General features: G+C 68.0%; 17 protein-coding genes. 7 read left to right on the top strand and 10 right to left on the bottom strand.

Going from position 1 to position 20,833, the window contains the following annotated elements:
- Positions 1–16: 16 nt before the first annotated feature.
- The gene (locus AC1VVG_RS18385) at positions 17–925 is read right to left on the bottom strand and encodes a LysR family transcriptional regulator (RefSeq protein WP_482835994.1); all 909 of its coding nucleotides are present in this window, start codon (positions 923–925) and stop codon (positions 17–19) included.
- A gap of 128 nt (positions 926–1,053) precedes the next feature.
- On the opposite strand from AC1VVG_RS18385, the gene metE reads away from it, so the two are divergent.
- Positions 1,054–3,348: a 5-methyltetrahydropteroyltriglutamate--homocysteine S-methyltransferase gene (gene metE, locus AC1VVG_RS18380; protein ID WP_124671073.1), complete on the top strand. Its 2,295-nt coding sequence runs from the start codon at positions 1,054–1,056 to the stop codon at positions 3,346–3,348.
- An 80-nt stretch (positions 3,349–3,428) separates the two neighbouring features.
- Here metE and AC1VVG_RS18375 read toward each other — a convergent pair whose 3' ends face one another.
- From AC1VVG_RS18375 to speB, 3 genes are all read right to left on the bottom strand, one after another.
- Complete coding sequence (locus AC1VVG_RS18375; RefSeq protein WP_482835993.1) at positions 3,429–4,928, bottom strand: purine-cytosine permease family protein; 1,500 nt, start codon at positions 4,926–4,928, stop codon at positions 3,429–3,431.
- 165 nt (positions 4,929–5,093) lie between these two features.
- Positions 5,094–6,419: an MFS transporter gene (locus AC1VVG_RS18370; RefSeq protein WP_034190621.1), complete on the bottom strand. Its 1,326-nt coding sequence runs from the start codon at positions 6,417–6,419 to the stop codon at positions 5,094–5,096.
- A 52-nt stretch (positions 6,420–6,471) separates the two neighbouring features.
- Complete coding sequence (speB, locus tag AC1VVG_RS18365; RefSeq protein ID WP_059557429.1) at positions 6,472–7,428, bottom strand: agmatinase; 957 nt, start codon at positions 7,426–7,428, stop codon at positions 6,472–6,474.
- Positions 7,429–7,566: 138 nt separating this feature from the next.
- On the opposite strand from speB, the gene AC1VVG_RS18360 reads away from it, so the two are divergent.
- Positions 7,567–8,478, top strand: a complete 912-nt coding sequence (locus tag AC1VVG_RS18360; RefSeq protein WP_034190634.1) for a LysR family transcriptional regulator — start codon at positions 7,567–7,569, stop codon at positions 8,476–8,478.
- Positions 8,479–8,538: 60 nt separating this feature from the next.
- On the opposite strand, the gene AC1VVG_RS18355 is transcribed toward AC1VVG_RS18360, so the two are convergent.
- Positions 8,539–9,003 (bottom strand): Lrp/AsnC family transcriptional regulator, encoded by a 465-nt coding sequence (locus tag AC1VVG_RS18355; RefSeq protein ID WP_034180918.1) that lies wholly within the window; start codon positions 9,001–9,003, stop codon positions 8,539–8,541.
- 133 nt (positions 9,004–9,136) lie between these two features.
- Between AC1VVG_RS18355 and AC1VVG_RS18350 the strand changes: the two genes are divergently transcribed.
- From AC1VVG_RS18350 to AC1VVG_RS18340, 3 genes are all read left to right on the top strand, one after another.
- Positions 9,137–9,760 (top strand): LysE family translocator, encoded by a 624-nt coding sequence (locus tag AC1VVG_RS18350; protein WP_049029964.1) that lies wholly within the window; start codon positions 9,137–9,139, stop codon positions 9,758–9,760.
- A gap of 224 nt (positions 9,761–9,984) precedes the next feature.
- Complete coding sequence (locus tag AC1VVG_RS18345) at positions 9,985–11,574, top strand: S53 family peptidase (protein WP_482835992.1); 1,590 nt, start codon at positions 9,985–9,987, stop codon at positions 11,572–11,574.
- Between the two features lie 73 nt (positions 11,575–11,647).
- The gene (locus AC1VVG_RS18340) at positions 11,648–13,324 is read left to right on the top strand and encodes a S10 family peptidase (protein ID WP_034190617.1); all 1,677 of its coding nucleotides are present in this window, start codon (positions 11,648–11,650) and stop codon (positions 13,322–13,324) included.
- Between the two features lie 72 nt (positions 13,325–13,396).
- Here AC1VVG_RS18340 and nadE read toward each other — a convergent pair whose 3' ends face one another.
- From nadE to AC1VVG_RS18325, 3 genes are all read right to left on the bottom strand, one after another.
- A complete protein-coding gene (gene nadE / locus AC1VVG_RS18335) occupies positions 13,397–14,245 on the bottom strand; it encodes an ammonia-dependent NAD(+) synthetase (RefSeq protein WP_034190616.1) in 849 nt (282 codons plus the stop codon).
- 210 nt (positions 14,246–14,455) lie between these two features.
- Positions 14,456–15,325, bottom strand: a complete 870-nt coding sequence (locus AC1VVG_RS18330; protein ID WP_124610000.1) for a DMT family transporter — start codon at positions 15,323–15,325, stop codon at positions 14,456–14,458.
- A gap of 212 nt (positions 15,326–15,537) precedes the next feature.
- On the bottom strand, positions 15,538–15,723 hold the full coding sequence (locus AC1VVG_RS18325) for a hypothetical protein (RefSeq protein ID WP_006480515.1): 186 nt from the start codon (positions 15,721–15,723) through the stop codon (positions 15,538–15,540).
- 207 nt (positions 15,724–15,930) lie between these two features.
- Between AC1VVG_RS18325 and AC1VVG_RS18320 the strand changes: the two genes are divergently transcribed.
- Positions 15,931–16,689 carry a DeoR/GlpR family DNA-binding transcription regulator gene (locus AC1VVG_RS18320; protein WP_034190614.1) on the top strand — a complete coding sequence of 253 codons (759 nt, stop codon included), beginning with the start codon at positions 15,931–15,933 and terminating at the stop codon, positions 16,687–16,689.
- A gap of 105 nt (positions 16,690–16,794) precedes the next feature.
- A complete protein-coding gene (locus AC1VVG_RS18315; RefSeq protein WP_482835991.1) occupies positions 16,795–18,588 on the top strand; it encodes a phospholipase D-like domain-containing protein in 1,794 nt (597 codons plus the stop codon).
- 54 nt (positions 18,589–18,642) lie between these two features.
- Here AC1VVG_RS18315 and AC1VVG_RS18310 read toward each other — a convergent pair whose 3' ends face one another.
- Both AC1VVG_RS18310 and AC1VVG_RS18305 read right to left on the bottom strand, forming a co-directional pair.
- Positions 18,643–19,317 (bottom strand): TetR/AcrR family transcriptional regulator, encoded by a 675-nt coding sequence (locus AC1VVG_RS18310; protein WP_034190612.1) that lies wholly within the window; start codon positions 19,315–19,317, stop codon positions 18,643–18,645.
- An 80-nt stretch (positions 19,318–19,397) separates the two neighbouring features.
- Positions 19,398–20,714: an NAD(P)/FAD-dependent oxidoreductase gene (locus AC1VVG_RS18305; RefSeq protein ID WP_051701047.1), complete on the bottom strand. Its 1,317-nt coding sequence runs from the start codon at positions 20,712–20,714 to the stop codon at positions 19,398–19,400.
- Between the last annotated feature and the right edge of the window lie 119 nt (positions 20,715–20,833).

Raw genomic sequence — 20,833 nt, 5'->3', positions numbered from 1 at the left:
TGCCGGACGAGCGCGCCTAGCGCAGCATGCGCGGCGCGCTCCACGTCGATTCGCGCGCCAGCGCGACGAACGCGGCCAGATAGTCGATCGATGCATCCGCCTCGCGGATGCCGAGGAAGATCTGCTTCGCGATTCCCTTCTTGCCGAGCTTGACCGGCACGACCGGCATCCGGTCGGCGTACTCGTCGGCCAGCCATCTCGGCAGCGCGGCCACGCCGCGCCCGCTCGCCACCATCTGCAGCATGATGTCGGTCGTCTCGATCGACTTGTGCCGCCTCGGCACGATGCCGGCCGGCGTCAGGAACTGGTTGTAGATGTCGAGCCGGTCGGTTTCGACCGGGTACGTGATCAGGATCTCGTCGGTCAGCTGCTCGGGCGTGACGTAGTCGGCGTTCGCGAACCGGTGCGAGTCGGCGACCACCAGCACCTGCTCGTAATCGAACACGGGATCGAAGCGCAACCCCGGCTTGTTCAACGGGTCGGGTGTCACGAGCACGTCGACGTCATGGCCGAACAGCGCGCCGATGCCGCCGAACTGGAAGCGCTGCTTCACGTCCACGTCGACGTCGGGCCAGCGCGACAGGTACGGCGACACGACCTTCAGCAGCCACTGGTAGCACGGGTGGCATTCCATCCCGATGCGCAGCGTGCCGCGCTCGCCCTTCGCGTACTGCTTCATCCGCTCCTCGGCGAGTTCGAACTGCGGCAGCAGCCGGTTCGCCAGTTTCAACAGGTAGTGCCCGCCCTGCGTGAGCCGCAGGCCGCGGCCTTCGCGGTCCCAGATCGGCGTGCCGAGCTGCTGCTCGATCTTCCGGACGGTATGGCTGAGCGCCGATTGCGTGAGGTGCAGCGCATTGGCGGCCGCCGTCAGCGAGCCGTGGCGCTCGACTTCACGAATGACGACGAGATGGAATCGTTCCAGCATGGATGGGGGTCACGCAATGAATACATGAACAACTTTAATGGATGAATGAAATAATGCCATTTTATTTCATGTGTTGAAATCCCTATGATGGCTGCCGGATCTTCAATTTTTCTCTGGACGGCAGCTTCATGGTCACGACACACAATCTCGGTTTCCCGCGCATCGGCGCGAAGCGCGAACTCAAGTTCGGTCTCGAGCGCTACTGGAAGGGCGAATCGTCGCGCGACGCGCTGAAGGCGCTCGGCGCCGAGCTGCGCCGGCGCCACTGGCACGATCAGCGCGACCTGGACCTGGCGCCGATCGGCGATTTCTCGTTCTACGACCAGGTGCTCGACATGAGCTTCACGCTCGGCAATCTGCCGAAGCGCGTGCAGGACTTCCACGGTGATGCGCTCGACAACGCCTTCCGCGTCGCGCGCGGCCGGTCGGCGCAATCGGCTGAAGAACACGCGGCGTGCTGCGGCGGCGTCGCGGCCGGTGAAATGACGAAGTGGTTCGATACGAACTACCACTACATCGTCCCGGAATTCCACGCCGACACGAACTTCTCGCTCGATCCGTCGCGCCTGCTGCAGCAACTGGCCGAGGCGACCGCGCAGGGCGTGAACGCGAAGCCGGTGATCCTCGGCCCCGTCACGTACCTGTGGCTCGGCAAGGCGAAGGACGATTCCGATCGCCTCGCGCTGCTGCCGAAGCTGCTGCCCGTGTACGGCGCGCTGCTCGACACGCTGACCGCGCAGGGCGTCGAATGGGTGCAGATCGACGAGCCGATTCTCGTGACCGAACTAGATGCCGAATGGCGCCAGGCCTTCCGCACCGCCTACGCGGTGCTGGAAACGCGCCGTATCAAGCTGCTGCTCGCGACGTACTTCGGCCAGCTTCAGGACAACCTGACGCTCGCGGCGTCGCTGCCGGTCGACGGCCTGCATGTCGACGCGATCAACGCCCGCGCCGAAATCGACGCGCTGGTTCGTGAGCTGCCGGCCGAACGCGTGCTGTCGGTGGGCGCGATCAACGGCCGCAACATCTGGAAGACGGACCTGAATGCGACGCTCGACTGGCTCGAGCCGCTCGCGAAGCAGCTCGGCGATCGCCTGTGGCTCGCGCCGTCGTGCTCGCTGCTGCACGTGCCGGTCGATCTGGCGAGCGAGGACAAGCTCGATGCGGAAATCCGTTCGTGGCTCGCGTTCGCGCTGCAGAAGCTCGATGAGCTGAAGGTGCTCGCGACCGCGCTGAACGAGGGCCGCGACAAGGTGGCCGGGGCGCTCGCCGCGAACGCCGCCGCCATCGCTTCGCGCCGCCGCTCGCCGCGTGTGAACAACCCGGCGGTGAAGGCCGCGATCGCGCGTATCGATGCGCAGCTCGGCAACCGCGCGAGCCCGTATCCGCAGCGTGCGTCGAAGCAGTCGGCGCGCCTGAACCTGCCGGCCTTCCCGACGACGACGATCGGTTCGTTCCCGCAGACCGCCGAAATCCGCCACGCGCGCAGCCGGTTCAAGGCCGGCGCGCTGGACGAAGCCGGCTACCGCACGGCGATGCAGGCCGAGATCGAACGCAGCGTCCGCGAACAGGAATCGCTCGAACTCGACGTGCTCGTGCACGGCGAAGCCGAACGCAACGACATGGTCGAATACTTCGGCGAGCAGCTCGACGGTTATGCATTCAGCCAGTTCGGCTGGGTGCAGTCGTACGGGTCGCGCTGCGTGAAGCCGCCGATTCTGTTCGGCGACATCAGCCGCCCGAAGGCGATGACGGTCGAATGGATCACGTACGCGCAGTCGCTGACGGACAAGCCGATGAAGGGCATGCTGACCGGCCCCGTGACGATCCTCAACTGGTCGTTCGTGCGCGACGACCAGCCGCGCTCGGTGTCGTGCTACCAGCTCGCGCTCGCGATCCGCGCAGAAGTGCTCGATCTCGAGAAGGCCGGCGTGCGCGTGATCCAGATCGACGAGGCCGCGCTGCGCGAAGGGCTGCCGCTGCGCCGCGCGCAATGGGGCGAATACCTGAAGTGGGCGGTCGAGTCGTTCCGCATCACCGCGAACGGCGTGCGGGACGATACGCAGATCCACACGCACATGTGCTATTCGGAGTTCAACGACATCATCGCGTCGATCGCCGACATGGATGCGGACGTGATCACGATCGAGACGTCGCGCTCGGACATGGAGCTGCTCGACGCGTTCGACGATTTCAGGTATCCGAACGAAATCGGGCCGGGCGTGTACGACATCCATTCGCCGAACATCCCGACGCAGGATCATATCGTCGGGTTGATGAAGAAGGCGGCCGAACGGATTCCGGCGGAACGCCTGTGGGTGAACCCGGATTGCGGGCTGAAAACGCGGCAGTGGGCGGAGGTGATTCCGGCGCTGACGAACATGGTCGCCGCCGCGAAGACGTTGCGCGCCCAGGCGCGGTAACGTAGCGCATGCTGCGCGCTTGCCGCCGGGATCGATGACCCGGCAGGCAACCTGCGCGCCGCGATGCGCCACGTGCTCCGTCACGCGTGTTCGTGACGGGGCGTGTCGGCGAGCGTTTCGGGAGACCGTGCGTCGGCGATCACGCGTCGTTCGCGTTCGAGATCGAGCGAACGCGACAGCACCGCATACACGGCACCCGCGACGGCCAGCCCGACGAGCCATGCGATATCGACGCCACCCAGCATGCGTGCGAACGGGCCGACGAAGACCTCGCGGTTCGCTTCGGCATCGAAGATGGAGAAGAACGGCACCATCGCGGCGAAGCCGGCCAGGTACGCGACGATGCCGCGCGGCTGCCACGCGCCGTAGAGTCCGTCCGGCGTGAAGAAGTGCGCGATCGCGTAGCGGCCGCGCCGCACGAAGAAGTAATCGACGAGGTTCACCGCGGTCCACGGCACGAGGAAGTAGAGCATCAGCGTCAGAAACGTCTGCAGCAGTGCGATGCCGTTGCCGCGGATCGCGAACACGCAGGCGAGCACGAACGTGCTGATCGCGACGATCGACGCGACGCGCGCGCGGCGTGTCGGCCGGATCGGCACGATCGAATCGGCGGCGGTCAGGACGGTCAGCATCGCGCTGTATGCATTGAGCGCGATGATCGGCAGGAAGCCGACCAGCGACACGATCGCGATCAGCTTGCCGAGGCCCGGCACCAGCGACGAGCCGACGTCGTTCATCGCGACCAGCGCATCGGCCGCGTGCAGCTTCTGCGCGAGCCATGCGCCGAGGCCGATCATCCAGGTGCCCGACAGCGACGCGCCGGCGAAAATCACGGCGATCAGCTTCGCGCGGCTCGTGTGCTTCGGCAGATAGCGCGAATAGTCCGACACGTACGGCGCATAGGAGATGTTGTAGCTCGCGGCAATCGCGAACTGCGTCGCGAAGGCGATCCCGTTGAAGCCCGGCGCGGCCGGCGCAACGGCGGCATGGGGCGGCGCCGCATGGCCGAACACGAGCGCGAGCGTGACGAGCGCATAAAGCGGCAGCGTCGCGATCAGCGCCCACGTGAAGGTCCGGTGCATCAGGTCGTGGCCGTAGATCGCGAGCAGTGCGCCGATTGCCACGGCCGCGACGGCGACGAAGCCGCCGTCGATTCCGAATACGCTGTGCACGCCGTCGACCATCAGCGATACGTTGACGACATTGAAGCCGACGAACACGAACAGCGTCGCGAGCAGCGCGACGATCACGCCGCGATAACCGAATTGCGCGCGCGACTGGATCATCTGCGGCAGGCCCATCTCCGGCCCCTGCGAGCCGTGGAACGCCATGAAGATCGTGCCGAACATGATCCCGAGCGCGCCCGCAAGCGTCGTCCAGCCCGCCGACAGGCCCATGCCCGGCCCGACGAAGCCGATCGAGATCGTGAAGAAATGGAAGTTGCCGAGAAACCAGAACGGGCCCTGGCTGGCGAGCTTCGCATGGCGTTCGTGTTCGGGGATGTAGTCGATCGAATGGTGCTCGATCGTGAGGCCGGCCGGTTCGGCGCGGCCGACATCGAGGGTGTCGGGGCGGTTCATGACGGCAATGTCTCCAGGGTCGCGCGGTCGTTCGATGCGACCGCGTGCGCGTGCCTGCCGCGACGCCGTTGCGGCAGGCAATCAAGGGCGGGGAAAGCAGCGGGCGGTGCGACGCGCCGCCCGATGAAAAACGGGCAGGCGAAGCGCCTGCCCGTCGTGCGGACGCTACGCGGTGCGCGCGCCGCGCGGCAGCGCCGCGTTCGTCTTGCCGGGCGCGCCGACATCGTCGATGCCGACGCGGCGCGAGATCAGCCACACGCACAGCGACGACAGCACGGCCGCACTCGTGTACTGGAGCGCCAGCGGCCACCATTGCGGCGCGGTGTTCTGCGCGATGATGGTCGCCACGAGCGGCGTGAGGCCGCCGGCGAGCGCGCCGCACACCTGGTACGCGATCGAGATCGCCGTGTAGCGGATCCGCGCGACGAAGATGCCGCTGACGAAGCCAGCGACGACCGCGTAGTAGCCCGATTCCGCCAGCGTCGCGAGGCCGACGCCGACCGTGATCGACAGCGGCGTGCCCATGTGCACGAGCGGCAGCATCACGAACGGGACGAGCGCGGCCCATGCGCCGGTGATCAGCAGCACGCGCGTGGTGCCGAAGCGTTGCGCGAGGAATGCGGCGGCGAGCTGCACGACGAACTGCAGCACCGCGACGATCGTCATGCAATGCAGCACCATCGACCGGTCGAGCGACAGGAACTGCGTCGCATAGCTGATCATGAAGATGTTGCTGAAATACACGCCGGCGATGCCGTATACGTTCGCACCGATCGCGAGCAGCAGCAACGGCCAGTACTTGAGCGCCTCGCGCAGCGGTTGTTGCGCGATGTTGCCGCTCTTCCTGACCTCCTCGAACTCGGGCGACTCGGACACGCTCGCGCGGATCACGAAGCCGACGATCAGCAGGACGGAACTTGCGAGGAACGGCACGCGCCAGCCCCAGCTCATCATGTCGTCCTTCGACAGCGTGCTGATCGCGCCGAACGCGAGCATCGACAGGATCAGGCCGCTGGCGCTGCCGAGCTGCGCGAACGACGCGAAGAACGTGCGCTTGCCTTCGGGCGCGTGCTCGCCGGCGAGCAGCACCGCGCCGCCCCATTCGCCGCCGACCGCGATGCCTTGCAGCACGCGCATCAGCACGAGCAGGACCGGCGCGATCACGCCGGCTTGCGCGTGGGTCGGCAGCAGGCCGATCGCGACGGTCGACACGGCCATCAGCATCAGCGTCGCAAGCAGCGAGCGCTTGCGGCCGAAGCGGTCGCCGAGATAGCCGAACATCACGCCGCCGAGCGGCCGTGCGAAGAAACCGACCGCGAACGAGCCGAACGACGCCAGCAGGCTGATGAAGCGGTTTTCGCCGGGAAAGAACAGCGGCCCGAACACGATGGCGGCGGCGGTCGCGTAGCTATAGAAGTCGTACCACTCGATCGTGGTGCCGACGAACGAAGCGAGCGCCGCCCGCTTCGGTTGCTTGACGGAAGTCCCCATCTTTATATGTGCTCCTCTGGAATCCTCTGATTTGGAATAGGGGGGGGCGGGATCAGTCCCGGTACGCGACGCCCGGCAGTACGCACAGCAGCTCGTACGCGAGGTTCGCGCCGAGCAGCGCCGTGGTGCCGAACGGGTCGTACGGCGGCGCGACTTCGACGAGGTCGCAGCCGACGATGTTCAGCCCCTTCGCGCCGCGGATGATCTCGAGCGCCTGCGGCACCGTGAGGCCGGCGATTTCCGGCGTGCCGGTGCCCGGTGCGTAGGCCGGGTCGATGCCGTCGATGTCGAAGCTGATGTAGACGGGCGTGTCGCCGACGCGGGCGCGCACTTCTTCCATCAGCGGCGCAAGCGACTTGTTCCAGCATGCCTCGGCCTGGACGACGCGGAAACCCTGCTCGCGGCACCAGTCGAAATCCTCGGCCGCGTAGCCGGTGCCGCGCAGGCCGATCTGCGTGACCTTGTCGCCGTGCAGCAGGCCTTCCTCGACCGCGCGGCGGAACGGGGTGCCGTGCGCGATCTTTTCGCCCATCATCGTGTCGTTCACGTCGGCGTGCGCATCGACGTGGATCAATGCAACCTTGCCGTGCTTGCGGTGGATCGCGCGCAGGATCGGCAGCGCGATCGTGTGGTCGCCGCCGAGCGTGATCGGCTTGCAGTCGTGCTCGAGGATCGCGTCGTACGCGGCTTCGATGCGCGCGATCGAATCGTGCAGGTTGTACGGGTTGATCGCGACGTCGCCGATATCGGCCACCTGCAGCGAATCGAACGGCGCGGCGCGCGTGGCCATGTTGTACGGGCGCAGCAGCACGGATTCGGTGCGGATCTGGCGCGGGCCGAAGCGTGCGCCGGTGCGGTTGGACGTGCCGAGATCGAACGGCACGCCGACGAAACAGGCGTCGAGGCCTTCGGCGCTCGCCACGTGCGGCAGGCGCATCATCGTCGCGATGCCGCCGCAGCGCGGCATTTCATTGCCGCCGAGCGGCTGGAAATGGGGGTGGTCGTTCATGGCTGTCTCTTCCGGTGTGGGGTTGCCGTATCATGCGACGCGGCCTGGCGCACAGTTTTACGCGCTCCGCCGGGAAAGAAGAATGCGAAGATATCGACGTAAACATCGATTTTCATCGATGTATGGAAGGGGATGAACGTGCTGGGGAATCTGTCGACCCTCGATCTGCGGTTGATCCGCGTGTTTCTCGCGGTCACGGACGCGGGCGGCGTATCGGCCGCGCAGGCCGTGCTGAACGTCGGGCAGTCGACGATCAGCGCGCAGCTGTCGTCGCTCGAGACGCGGCTCGGCTACCGGCTCTGCGAGCGCGGCCGCAGCGGTTTCCGCCTCACGCCGAAGGGCGAGCGGTTCCACGCGATGAGCCGCAAGCTGCTCGCGGCGCTCGACGAATTCGGGATGGCCGCGCGGCACATGGACCGCCAGCTGGTCGGCACGCTGAACATCGGCCTGATCGGCCATACGCCGGTGAGCCAGAATGCGCGGATCGCGGAGGCGATCGCCGCGTTCCGCACGCGCGACGAAGCCGTGCGTTTCTCGATTTCGGTGCGCGCGCCGGGCGATCTCGAGGAGAAGCTGCTGAGCGACGAGATCCAGATCGCGGTCGGCTACTTCTGGCACCGCGTGCCGTCGCTGCACTACACGCCGCTGTTCATCGAGCGCCAGGTCGCCTATTGCGGGCGCGGTCATCCGCTGTTCGACGGGGCCGGCATGCTGACGCCGGCCGACGTCGCGGGCTTCGAATGGGCGTGGCGCTCGTATCCGCTGCCGGAGGCGCAGTTGTCGACCACGCCCGACCGCGTGACCGCGACGGCCGACAACATGGAAGCCGTCGCGCTGCTGATCCTGTCCGGCCACCACCTCGGCTACCTGCCGCAACACTTCGCGGCGCCGTACGTCGCGCAGGGGCTGCTTGCCCCGCTCAATCCGGAGGCGTTGCGCTACGACGTGACGTTCCACATGGTCGTCGCGCGCAACGGGCGCGGGAATCCGCTGGTCGAGGCGTTTCTCGAGGATCTCGAACGCGCGCATCAGGCGCCCGACGCGGCATGACGCCGCGGGCGCCAACCATGTGAACCAGCGTTACGCCGGGGCGGCTGGCGCAGCCGCGCCTCACGGTACCGGCAAGCCCGCGTCGTGCTTCACCTCGCGTAGCGACAGCGCCGACTCGATCGAGGTCACGCCCGGCAGCATCCGCAGCGAGTCGCGCAGGAACGTGCCGTAGTCGTCGAGGTCGCGCGCGACCACCTGCAGCAGGTAGTCGGCCGTGCCCGCGACGTTGTGGCACGCGAGGATCCGCTCGATGCCGAGCACTTCCCGTTCGAACCGGTCGGCGACCTTGCGGTCGTGCGTCGCGAACCGCACGAGCACGAACGCGACGACGCCGAAGCCGAGTGCCTGCCGCGACAGCTGCGCGCGGTAGCGCTCGATGTAGCCGTCGCTTTCGAGCCGCTTGAGGCGCCGCGCGCAGGGCGTCTCGGACAGGCCGACGGATTCGGCGAGGCGGGCGATCGGCATGCGGCCGTCGCGCTGCACCGCGGCGAGGATGGCGCGGTCGGTTTTGTCGAGCTCGGTCATGTTGGCGGAATCCTTGTATCGATTTCGTGATTGTGGCGGATTCCCCCAAGGATCGCCAATCCAGAGCCAAAGATGGCCAATAATCCCTCCTTCTTCAGCGGCAACATATCGTCATTGAAGGACGGGGCAGACCATGATTTCCACGCATTTGCTGTTGATTTATCTCGCCGCGCTGGCCGCCATTTATGCGGTGCCGGGGCCGGACATGGCGCTCGTGCTGCAGACCAGCATCGGCCGTGGCGTGCGGCCCGGGATGGCGGCGGCAGCCGGGCTGTCGCTCGCGCGCACCGCACATGTGACGCTGTCGGCCTGCGGCGTCGCGGCGCTGATCCGCGGCGCACCGTGGCTGTACGAGGTGATCCGCTATGGCGGCGCGTTGTATCTCGCGTATGTGGCGATCCAGGTGTTCCGCTCGCCGGTGTTCGCGCTCGGCGACGGCGATGCGGCGACGGCCGGCGAGCTGCGGCAGTCATTCGTGAAGGGGCTGCTGACGAACCTGCTGAACCCGAAGGCGCTGCTGTTCTGCTCGGTGCTGCTGCCGCAGTTCGTGCGACCCGAGGCCGGGCCGGTCGTCTGGCAGATGTTCGAGCTCGGCGCGCTGCTGGTCGCGGCCGGCGTGTGCTTCGACCTCGCGTGCGTGTTCGGCGCGTCGCGCATCGCGGCGTGGATGCGTGCGCATCCGCTCGCACAGACCGTGCAGCGCTGGACGTTTTCGGCGGCACTGATCGGATTCGCGCTGCGCCTTTCAATGGACTGAACGAGGCCCCGCGCCGTTGCCGCGCAGCCCGACTGGCCGCACGCAATGCCGGCCTTCGCGCGCGTGCCTTGCTGCAGAAGGGGGGACGCGCAAATCGTCTGACTGTTCTAAACTTCCTCTAACTTCGCGCAAGCGAATCGACTGACCGAACGGAACCGACTTCCGCCGGCTGTGTCCGATTTCCTGGCTGTTCCGTGCAACGCGGTACCAAGGAGGGTCTGAACATGGCAAGGCATCTTCACGCCGACCGTGAACCCCGAATCGTCGCCGAGTCCAAATGTCTCGGCGCGTGCGATCCGGCAGAACGCATCCACGTCACGATCATGTTGCGGCGGCAGGAAGAAGGGCAACTCGATACGTTGGTTCACCAGCTCGCCACCGGCGACGCACAGGCGAAGCCGCTGTCGCGCGAAGCGTTCGCGCAGCGTTTCTCCGCCAATCCCGACGACATTCGCAAGACCGAGGATTTCGCGCATCGTCATCAGCTGACGGTCGATCGCGTCGATCCGGTCGAGAGCGTCGTCGTGCTGTCCGGGACGATCGCACAGTTCGAAACCGCATTCGGCGTGAAGCTCGAACGATTCGAGCATCGGTCGATCGGCCAGTATCGCGGCCGCTCGGGCCCGATCGCGCTACCCGACGATCTCGGCGACGCCGTCACGGCCGTGCTCGGCCTCGACAGCCGCCCGCAGGCGCGGCCGCATTTCCGGTTTCGTCCGCCGTTCAAGCCTGCGCGCGGTGCCGCGGGCGTGACGTTTACGCCGGTCCAGCTGGCGTCGCTGTACGATTTTCCGGCCGGTGACGGCGCCGGCCAATGTATCGCGATCATCGAACTCGGCGGCGGCTATCGCGCGGCCGACATCCAGCAATATTTCCGCGGGCTCGGGCTCAAGACGCCGCCGACGCTCGTCGACGTGAACGTCGGCGCCGGCCGCAATGCGCCGACCGGCGACCCGAACGGTCCGGACGGCGAAGTCGCGCTCGACATCGAGATTGCCGGTGCGATCGCGCCCGCCGCGACACTCGCCATCTACTTCGCGCCGAACAGCGACGCGGGTTTCATCCAGGCCGTGAACGCGGCCGTGACCGACAAGACCAACCAACCTTCCGTGATCTCGATCAGCTGGGGCGGCCCGGAAGCCATCTGGCAGGCGCAGTCGGCGCAGGCGTTCAACCGCGTGCTGCAGGCGGCCGCCGCGCAGGGCATCACCGTGTGCGCGGCGTCGGGCGACAGCGGCTCGGGCGACGGGCTGCAGGACGGCACCGATCACGTCGATTTCCCCGCGTCGAGCCCGTACGTGCTCGGCTGCGGCGGCACGCAGCTCGATGCGCTGCCGGGGCAGGGCATCCGCAGCGAGGTCACGTGGAACGACGAGGCGGCCGGCGGCGGCGCGGGCGGCGGCGGCGTCAGCACGCTGTTCGACGTGCCGGCGTGGCAGCAGGGGCTTGCCGTGACGCTCGCCGACGGCAGCCGCACGCCGCTCGCGAAACGCGGCGTGCCCGACGTGGCCGGCGATGCGTCGCCGCAGACGGGCTACGAGGTATCGGTCGCGGGCACCGCCGCGGTGATGGGCGGCACGAGCGCGGTCGCACCGCTGTGGGCCGCGCTGATCGCACGGATCAATGCGTCGGCCGGCGCGTCGGCCGGCTGGGTCAATCCGGTGCTGTACAAGCATCCGGGCGCGCTGCGCGACATCACGAAAGGATCGAACGGCACCTATGCGGCTGCTTCGGGCTGGGACGCGTGCACGGGGCTCGGCAGCCCGAACGGCGCGCAGCTCGCCGCGATCCTCGCGCGCAAGCCGTCGAGCTGACGCGCGGGCCCACGCCTTTCCGTTCGACGCGGGTGTCCTGCCCGCGTCTTTTTTCACCTCCAGGAGCAGCACGATGGGCATCGATTCCGCATCTTCCGGCGGCGTGTATCCGCTGCATCACGGCGACCACAATTCGCATGGCGTGCCGCCGACCGTCAACCCGGTCGCGCTGAGCCACGGCCGCGACCAGCCGTTCTTCGACCCGGTCGCGTACGGCAACGGCCCCGACGACTCGGTGACCGACACGACCGAGGCGGCCGCGATCACGCATCACACCATCCTGATCGACGGCAAGCGCATCGCGTACACGGCGACGGCCGGCCATCTCGTGACGGTCGACCCGAGCAGTTCGCAGCCGGCCGCGAAGCTTTTCTACGTGGCGTTCACGGCCGACGGCGCGAAGGAAGAAACGCGCCCGGTGACGTTCTTCTATAACGGCGGCCCCGGTTCGTCGTCGGTGTTCGTGCTGCTCGGCTCGTTCGCGCCGAAGCGCATCAAGACGTCGATGCCGGGTTTCACGCCGCCCGCGCCGTACCAGATCGAAGACAACCCGGACAGCATGATCGACCACAGCGACCTGGTGTTCATCAATCCGGTCGGCACCGGCTATTCGGCGGCCGTCGCGCCGAACAAGAACCGCAATTTCTGGGGCGTCGACCAGGATGCGGATTCGCTGAAGCAGTTCATCAAGCGCTACCTGACGAAGAACAACCGCTGGAATTCGCCGAAGTACCTGTTCGGCGAATCGTACGGCACAGCGCGCAGCTGCGTGCTCGCGTACAAGCTGCACGAGGACGGCGTCGACCTGAACGGCGTCACGCTGCAGTCGTCGATCCTCGACTACCGGCAGGCCGGCAACCCGGTCGGCGCGCTGCCGACCGCCGCGGCCGACGCGTGGTATCACAAGAAGCTCGGCGTCACGCCCGCGCCGACCGATCTCGGCGCGTTCGTCGAGGAGGTCGCGCAGTTCGCGCGCACCGACTACCTGAAGGCGCTGCGCACGCTTCCGCATGCGGATCCGGCGGCCGTGCAGAAACTGTCGCAATACACGGGCATCGATGCGGCGACGCTGCAATCGTGGAGCCTCGATATCGCCGGCTACGACACGCGCGGCAATTCGCTGTTCCTGACGACGCTGTTGCATGCGCAGGGGCTCGCGCTCGGTTCGTACGACGGCCGCGTGACCGGAATCTCGTCGGGCATCGCCGGCAAGATCGATCCGAATTCGGGCGGCAACGATCCGACGATGACGGCCGTGACGGGCGTCTATACGGCGATGTGGAACAGCTACCTGAACGAGCAGCTGAAGTTCACGTCGAATTCCGCGTTCACCGACCTGAACGACCAGGCGTTCCGGAACTGGGACTTCGGCCACATCGACCCGACCGGCGCGCAGCAGGGCATCGATGCGCAGGGGAACGTGATTCTCTATACGGCCGGCGATCTCGCCGCGGTGATGGCGCTGAACGTCGACCTGAAGGTGCTGTCGGCGAACGGCTTGTACGATTTCGTCACGCCGTTCTACCAGACCGTGATCGACCTGCAGCAGATGCCGCTGGAGGATCTGAAGGTGCGGCAGAACCTGTCGGCGCGGTTCTATCCGTCGGGTCACATGGTGTATCTCGACGGCGGCTCGCGCACCGCGCTCAAGCGCGACCTCGCGACGATGTACGACGCGACGGTCAGCGATACGGGCGCGCGACTGCGGATTCGCGCGTTGCAGGCGAAGAAGGCGGGCGGGCACGCATAGCGCTGCCCGTGGTGGGCGTGCCGCGCGCGGCCTTGACGGCTCGCGCGCGGTATGTCGGTTGCGGCGGCCGGCTTACGCGGGCCGCCAGTCGAACGGCGTGTACGGCAGCGCGCGCTTGTGGCGCGAACCGTCGAAGAAGCGCAGCACCGTTTCGTACACGCGGTCTTCGACCGGCTTGCCCTCGAGGAAATCGTCGATCTCGTCGTAGGTCACGCCGTACGCGTGCTCGTCGGGCCGCAGCGGACGCAGTTCCTCGAGGTCGGCCGTCGGCACCTTCATCACGATCGTTTCCTCGCCGCCGAGCGCACGCGCGACCGCGCGCACGCGCCGCTTGCTCAGGCCCGCGAGCGGCAGGACGTCCGCGCCGCCGTCGCCGAACTTCGTGAAGAAACCCATCAGCGACTCGGCCGCATGGTCGGTACCGATCACGATGCCGCGCCGCGCGCCGGCCACCGCGTACTGCGCGATCATGCGTTCGCGCGCCTTGATGTTGCCGTGCACGAAATCCTGCTGCGCCGGCGTGTCGAATGCGTGGCCGGATGCGACCAGCGAGCGCAGCATCGCATCCGCGGCCGGCTTCACGTCGACCGTCAGCACCTCGTCCGCGCGCACGAACGCGAGCGCGCGCTGGGCATCGGCTTCGTCGTTCTGCACGCCGTTCGGCAAGCGCATCGCGATGAAGCGCGCATCGTAGCCGTCGGCGCGCAGGCGCTCGACCGACAGCTGCGCGAGCCGGCCGGCCGTCGACGAATCGACGCCGCCGCTGATGCCGAGCACGTAGGACCGCAGGCCGGTCGAACGAAGATAGTGCGCGAGGAAATCGATGCGGCGGTCGATCTCGGCCTCGGCGTCGAAGTGCGGGGCAACGTTCAGTTCGGCAATGATCGCGCGCTGGCGGCTGGCGTAATCGGCGGATGTCATGAAGAAAGTTCCGGAACGAAATGCAAGGCGCCCATCATAAGCGCAATCGCGGCGCGGTGCCGCGCCGGGCGTGCGTTCCGGAGGCTTCGCGTTGCTTCGGCGAGACGTACTGCGTCGCCGTGGTGCACGGTGCGCCGGGCGGGTGCGGGATGCCGGGCGAACGGCATGCGCGCTCGCCCCGCCGACGGGATGCGCGCCGGATGGCCGGCGTCAGCGCCGCGCGAGCACGACGCCCACCAGCGCGAGCGCGAAGCCGGCGAGCTGGATCGCCGCGAGCGTTTCGCCGAACAGCCAGTAGCCTTGCAGCGCGGCCAGCGGCGGCGCGAGGAACAGCAGCGACGTCGCGCGCGCCGCGTTGCCGCGGCGCAGCATCCACATCAGCATCGTGACCGCGCCGCCGGACAGGAACACGACGCCCCACACCAGCGACACCCACAGCGCCGGCGCGCCGATCCAGCGGGTTTCGTGAAGCAGCGCGACGAAGCCGGCCGCGACGATCGCCGCGCCGAAATTCTGCACGGCCACCGCCGTGCGCAGGTCGCTCTGCGCGAGCTTGCCTTTCTGGTACAGCGAGCCGGCCGTGATCGATCCGACCGCCAGCACCGATACGGCGACGACCAGCCACTCGGGCGCCGCACCCGGCGGCGACGCGACGCCGCCCGCGACCTTCGGCGCCAGCACGAGCGCGACGCCGACGAGCCCGAGCGCCATCCCGAGCCAGCCGCGCGCGGGCAGGCGCTCGTTGAACAGCGGGACCGCGAGCACGGCGGTGGCGAGCGGCTGCAGCGCGCCGAGCAACGCCATGACGCCCGCGTTCAACCCTTGCGCGACGGCCCAGTAGCTGGCGCCCAGATAGACGCCCTGCAGCAGCGCGCCCGCGATCAGATGGCGCGGCCATTCGCGGCGGGCCGGCCACGGTGCGCGCGCGGCGAGCGCCACGACGCCGAACAGCGCGGCCGTGCCGGCGAAGCGCGCGAGCAGGAACAGGTTGGGATCGGCGTAGGGCTTGATGGCCCGCGCGACGATGAAGCCGGTGGACCACAGCGCGACGAACGCGGCGGCGACGATCGAGGTAAGCATGCGTAACGGGCCACGAACTGGCTGGACAGAATCGGAAAGTCGGCCAGTATCGGGGGAAGCGGGGCCGGCGTCTTGTCGAATCCTGCACTCATGCCGGGCGAGGCGTGGCCGTGCCGGTCGTCAGCGTGCGCCGGGTTTGCGGCGCGGAAAGGGAGGGGGCCGCGCGGCGCGATGCGGCGCGGCCGGGCGTGAAGCCGCGGCGATCGGCCGGTTCAGTCGATCGAGAACGTGTCGAGCGGCTGGTTGGCGCGCGCATCCGTCGCGAAGCGAGCGGCGAGCTGTTCATAGAGCCGGCGTGCCTCGTCGAGCGTCAGGTCGATCCAGTACGGATCGCCGGCCGCGTCGTTGAGGCGTTCGGGCGGAAACTGGATTTCGATCACACTGCCTTTGCGATACATGGCGCGAGCCCCTTTGCTTGATCCGTCATTCGGCGAAACGCAGAGTGTAGCAATCGGCGTCGCGCCGATTCGCGCGCATGAGGCAATACAGAATTTCGCTTTCGGGAAACGCGGCCGGCCGCGTTTCCCGCCGCCGTCAAATGCCGGTCAAACGGCCGTAATACAATGGCCGGCTCACCCATTACAGTCGCCTCGGGCGCACACGCGATGCTGGCGGAACAACGTCATCAATACATCCTGTCGGAGCTCGGACGGTCGGGCGCGCTGTCGGTCGCGGAACTCGTCCGTTCGCTCGACGTGTCGCGCGAGACGGTAAGGCGCGACCTGAATGCGCTGGCCGCGCGCGGCCTGCTCGTGATGACGCACGGCGGCGCGCTGGCCGCCGATCGCCGCGAGCCGAGCCTGTCCGAGCGCGAAGCCGCGAATGCCGAAGCGAAGCGCACGATCGGGCGGCGCGCGGCCGAATTCGTGCCCGACGATGCATCGGTGCTGATCGATTCGGGCAGCACGCCGCATGCGGTCGCGCTCGCGCTCACCGACCGGCACCGGCTGTCGATCTACACGAACGACTGGCGTACCGCGTTCGTGCTCGCGCGGCGCAACGGCAACCGCGTGACGCTGCTCGGCGGCGAGCTGTCCGACGACGAGGATGCGACCTTCGGGCTCGACACGATCCACCAGCTCGCGCAATACCACGTCGATTTCGCGTTCGTCGGCGCCGGCGGCATCACGCCCGACGGCGAATGTACCGACTACTCGCGGCTCGCGGCCGAGGTGCGCAGCCGGATGATCGCGGCGGCCGGCACGGCGATCATCGTCGCCGACCATTCGAAATTCGGCCGCGTGACGCCGGTGCGCATCAACGGCACGGCCGCCGCCCGCTATCTCGTGACCGAGCGCGCGCCCGACAAGGCCGTGCGCCGTGCGCTGACCGCGCGCGGGATCGAACTGCTCGTGTGCGACTGACGCGCGTCCGACATACAAGGTTCATCGAAGCGTCATTCCACGGGAAGAACCGCCGCCGACACTGACCCATTCACCTCGACCGGCCGTCAGGCCAGGGAGCAATGAATGACCGTCAGCGTGCGCAGCTATCTTTCCCCCACCCTGGTCCTGCTGGCCTTCGACTGGCCCGATGCGGCGGCGCGGCCCGATTTCCTCGGCTTCGCGATCCGGCGCACGCCGGGCTTCTGGTCGGCCGACGGCAAGACGCGTGCGCCGGACAGCTGGTTGCCGAACCGCCTGACGTTCGACGGCCCGGCCGCCGACACGCAGGGCGATGCGCCGACCGATCAGGCGCCGATCCAGAAATTCATGTGGTGGGATGCGCGCATCGATCCTCAGGACCGCGATGCATCGTTCCGCTACGACGTCTATCCGGTCGTCGGCACGCCGGCGAACCTGCAGGTGCTCGACGCGGAGGCCGGCGTATGCGACGTCGTGCTGCCCGCGCACATCGAGGACGGCATCGGCACGTGGTTCAACCGCGCGGTGGTCAGCTCGCAGGCGTTTGCCAGGCAGGTCGCGGCGCTGGGTCTCGCGCCGAACGAGGCGCCGAGCGACGCACAGGCGCTGAAGTTGCGCACGTGGCTCGCGAACGACATGGAGCAGGTGTTCGCGGAGATGCTCGACCCGGCGTCGCGCGCGGCGTCGGCCGTCTATCACCTGACCGACACGCTGTGGGCGCTGCCCGCATTCGAAGCGTTCGGCCGCAAGCACGGCGAAGCGTCGCTCGCGATCGTCTACGACGCGCACACGACGGCGCGCAAGGGCAAGCCGCCGCTGCCGTCGCCGAACCAGCCGGCCGTCGACGCGCTGCAGGGCCTCGCGACGCTCGCGCCGCGCGACAGGACGCACATCATGCACGACAAGTTCATCGTGACCGACGCGCCGTCGAACCCCGCGCCCGCGCGCGTGCTGACCGGTTCCGCGAACTTCACGACCGAGGGGCTGACCGAGCAGGCCAACGTGCTGCACGCATTCGACTCGTCCGTGCTCGCCGCGCTGTACAACGACCGCGCGCATGCGCTCGCGAGCAATCCTTCGATTGCCGAGACGGAGCAGCTGACGTCGGGCTGGTCGGCGCCGATGACGATCGGCAGCGCGCAGGTGCGCGTCGCGTTTTCGCCGGAGCCGGCGGGGCAGCGTATGGAGATCGACACGATCGTCGCCGCGATCGCGGCCGCGAAGCATTCGGTGTCGTTCTGCCTGTTCATGCCGACCGACGCGGCGCTGCGCGATGCCTGTTTCGCGGCCGGCGACCGCGGGCTGATGATGTTCGGGCTGGTGAACCGGATCAGCGTCGGCAGCGCGACGAAGGCCGATACCGCGCGGCAGGCAGGCCAGACGCTCGATGCGGCCACGCTCGCGAACCTCGAGTTGTACCATCGCAGCCGCGACAACCGCGACGTGATCGATGCCGCGTATTTCTCGCCGGCCACCGTGCCGCCAGGCTTCACGCCGGAACTGCGGCTCTTTCCGGGCGAGCCGGCGCCGGCCTTTCCGCCCGTCGTGATTCATCACAAGTTCATCGTGATCGATGCGGAAGGCGCGAATCCGGTCGTGTACACGGGCTCGGCGAACATGAGCCGCAATTCCGAGCAGTACAACGACGAGAACCTGCTCGAGATCCGCGACACGCGGGTCGCGGCGATCTATCTCGCGGAATTCCTGCGGCTTTACGAGCACTATCGCGCACGGGCGCTGGCGATCGATGCGCAGCGGCACGGCACGGACGCGGGGACGGGCGCGCATGCGCGGCTCGCGCTCGCGCCCGATTCGCGCTGGGCGAAGAAGTATTACGTGCAGGGAAGCCCGGAAGAAAAGGCGCGGATCGCACTGGCGTCGACCGCGCCGACCAACTGACGCACCGAAGTGCGAAGGGCACGGCAGGTGCGTGCCCCGGCCGGCCGCCGCCGCTTACGCGGCGACGTAGCGCAGCACGGCGTCGGCGATCGTGTCGCGATGCCGCGTGCGCAGGCGCGGCGCCGACGGATCGCGCCCGAACGCGGCGCCGAACGTGTAGCGGTTCGACACGCGGTGGAAGCAGAACGAGCTGATCAGCAGGTGCAGGTCGAACGCATCGATGTCCTTGCGGAACGCGCCGCTGGCCGCACCGCGCTCGACCAGTTCCTCGAGCGTCTTGATGATGCTGACGTTGCGGTTCTTGAACGACTTCAGCTGTTCGAGATACTTCGCGCCGTGGATGTTCTCGATCGACACGAGGCGGACGAAGTCGCGATGCTTGTCGTGATAGTCGAACGTGAATTCGACGAGGCGGCGCATGCCTTCGCGCGGCTCCATGTCGCCGACGTGCAGTTCCTGCTCGAGCGCGCGGATGTCGCCGTACACCTTCTCCAGCACGGCCTCGTACAGGCCTTCCTTGCTTTCGAAGTAGTAATAGAGCATGCGCTTCGTCGTGTTCGTGCGCTCGGCGATCGCGTCGACGCGCGCACCGGCGAGGCCCATCGCGGAGAATTCCTGCGTGGCGACGTCGAGAATGTTGCGCTTGGTTTGCTCGGGATCGTATTTGCGCCGCGCTTCGGACGCAAGCGCTCGGGTGTCGGACGTGGCGGCCTTGCTTCCTGCTTTCATGTGACTTTGTTTTGGGTTCGCGGCGGCTAGGAAAAGGCATTCTAGCATGTGGGAAATGCCCGCCCGGCCGACCTTCCGCTCTAATCGGCCAGGCCGTCCGGCGGGGCCGTTTCGGCCGCCGCGCCCGCTCGGCGGCGGCAGGATGCGAGCGCGTCGCGGGCCTGGTAGGCGGTGTACGTGAGCTGCGCGGCGGCGAGGCCGGCCAGCCCGAACGTACGCGTGAGCCCGAACGCGGCGAAGCCGTCCGGCACCGGCCGGCCTTCGGCCAGCGCGGCGGCGAGCGTTTCGCCGGCCACCGTGGTCGGCGCCATGCCGTGGCCGCCAAACGCGATCGCGTGCCATACGCCGTCCGTGTCGCGGCCGATCTGCGGCATCTTGTGCCGGGCGTAGCTCATCAGCCCGCCCCACGCGTAGTCGACCTTCACGCCTTCCAGTTGCGGATACACGCGCAGCAGGTCGCGCCGCAGCAGGCGCGCGATCGCATCGGGGCCGCGGTCGAGCACCGAGATCCGGCCGCCCCACAGGATGCGCGTGTCCTTCAGCGGCCGGTAGTAGTCGAACGCGAAACGCGTGTCGTAGATCGCGTACGGCGCGTCGATCGCGTCGGGCAGCCGCGTGCCGAGCGGCTCGGTCGCGATCACGTAGGTCGCGATCGGCAGCACCGCGCGCTCGATGCGCGGCGACACGCCGCGCGCGTAACCGCCGCCGGCGAACACGACGTCTTTCGCGCGCACCGCGCCCTGCGCCGTGCGCACGACGTACCCGGCGCCTTCGCGCGCGATGCCGAGCGCGGCCGAGCGTTCGTACACGCGGGCACCGCCGCGCGAGGCGGCCGCCGCGACGCCGAGCACGTACTTGAGCGGATGGAAGTGGAAGGCGTTCGGCTCGAACAGGCCGCCGTAATAGCGCTGCGTCTTCAACCGCTCGCGCAGCGCGCCGGTCGGGACGGGTGCCCAGTCGACGCCGAGTTCCTGCTTCATCAGCGTGCGCACGCCGTCGAGCCGCGACGGATCGTCGAACCAGTTCGCGAGCATCACGCCCTGGTCGACGATGTCGCAGTCGATCCCGTAGCGGGCGATCCGCGCGCGGATCAGGTCGACCGCATCGACGGTGAGCCGGTACAGCCGGCGCCCTTCGTCGCGGCCGAGCGTGCGCAGCAGGTCGGCATTGTCGAGGCTGTAGCCGCCGAACACGAAGCCGCCGTTGCGGCCCGACGCACCGAAGCCGACCCGTTCGCCGTCGAGCACGACGACGTCGCGCACGCCGCGCTCGACGAGGCCGAGCGCCGTGCACAAGCCGGCGAGGCCGCCGCCGACGATGCAGACCTGCGTGTCGATCGTGCCGGTCAGTTGCGGGTAGGGCTGGCGGGTAACGGTGGCTTCGTAGAAGTTCTGCATGCGATTTCGTTGATTCGTGACGACGGGAAAACGGACGGCGCGCGTCGATCTTGCCTGAACGCGTGCGCCGCGTCGAATGGCGCTTGTCAGGGCGCCGGCCGCCGCGTTCGGGCGGCAGC

This window comes from Burkholderia sp. L-4 (genome assembly GCF_056856535.1).
This window is presented reverse-complemented; position numbering and strand designations above follow the sequence as displayed.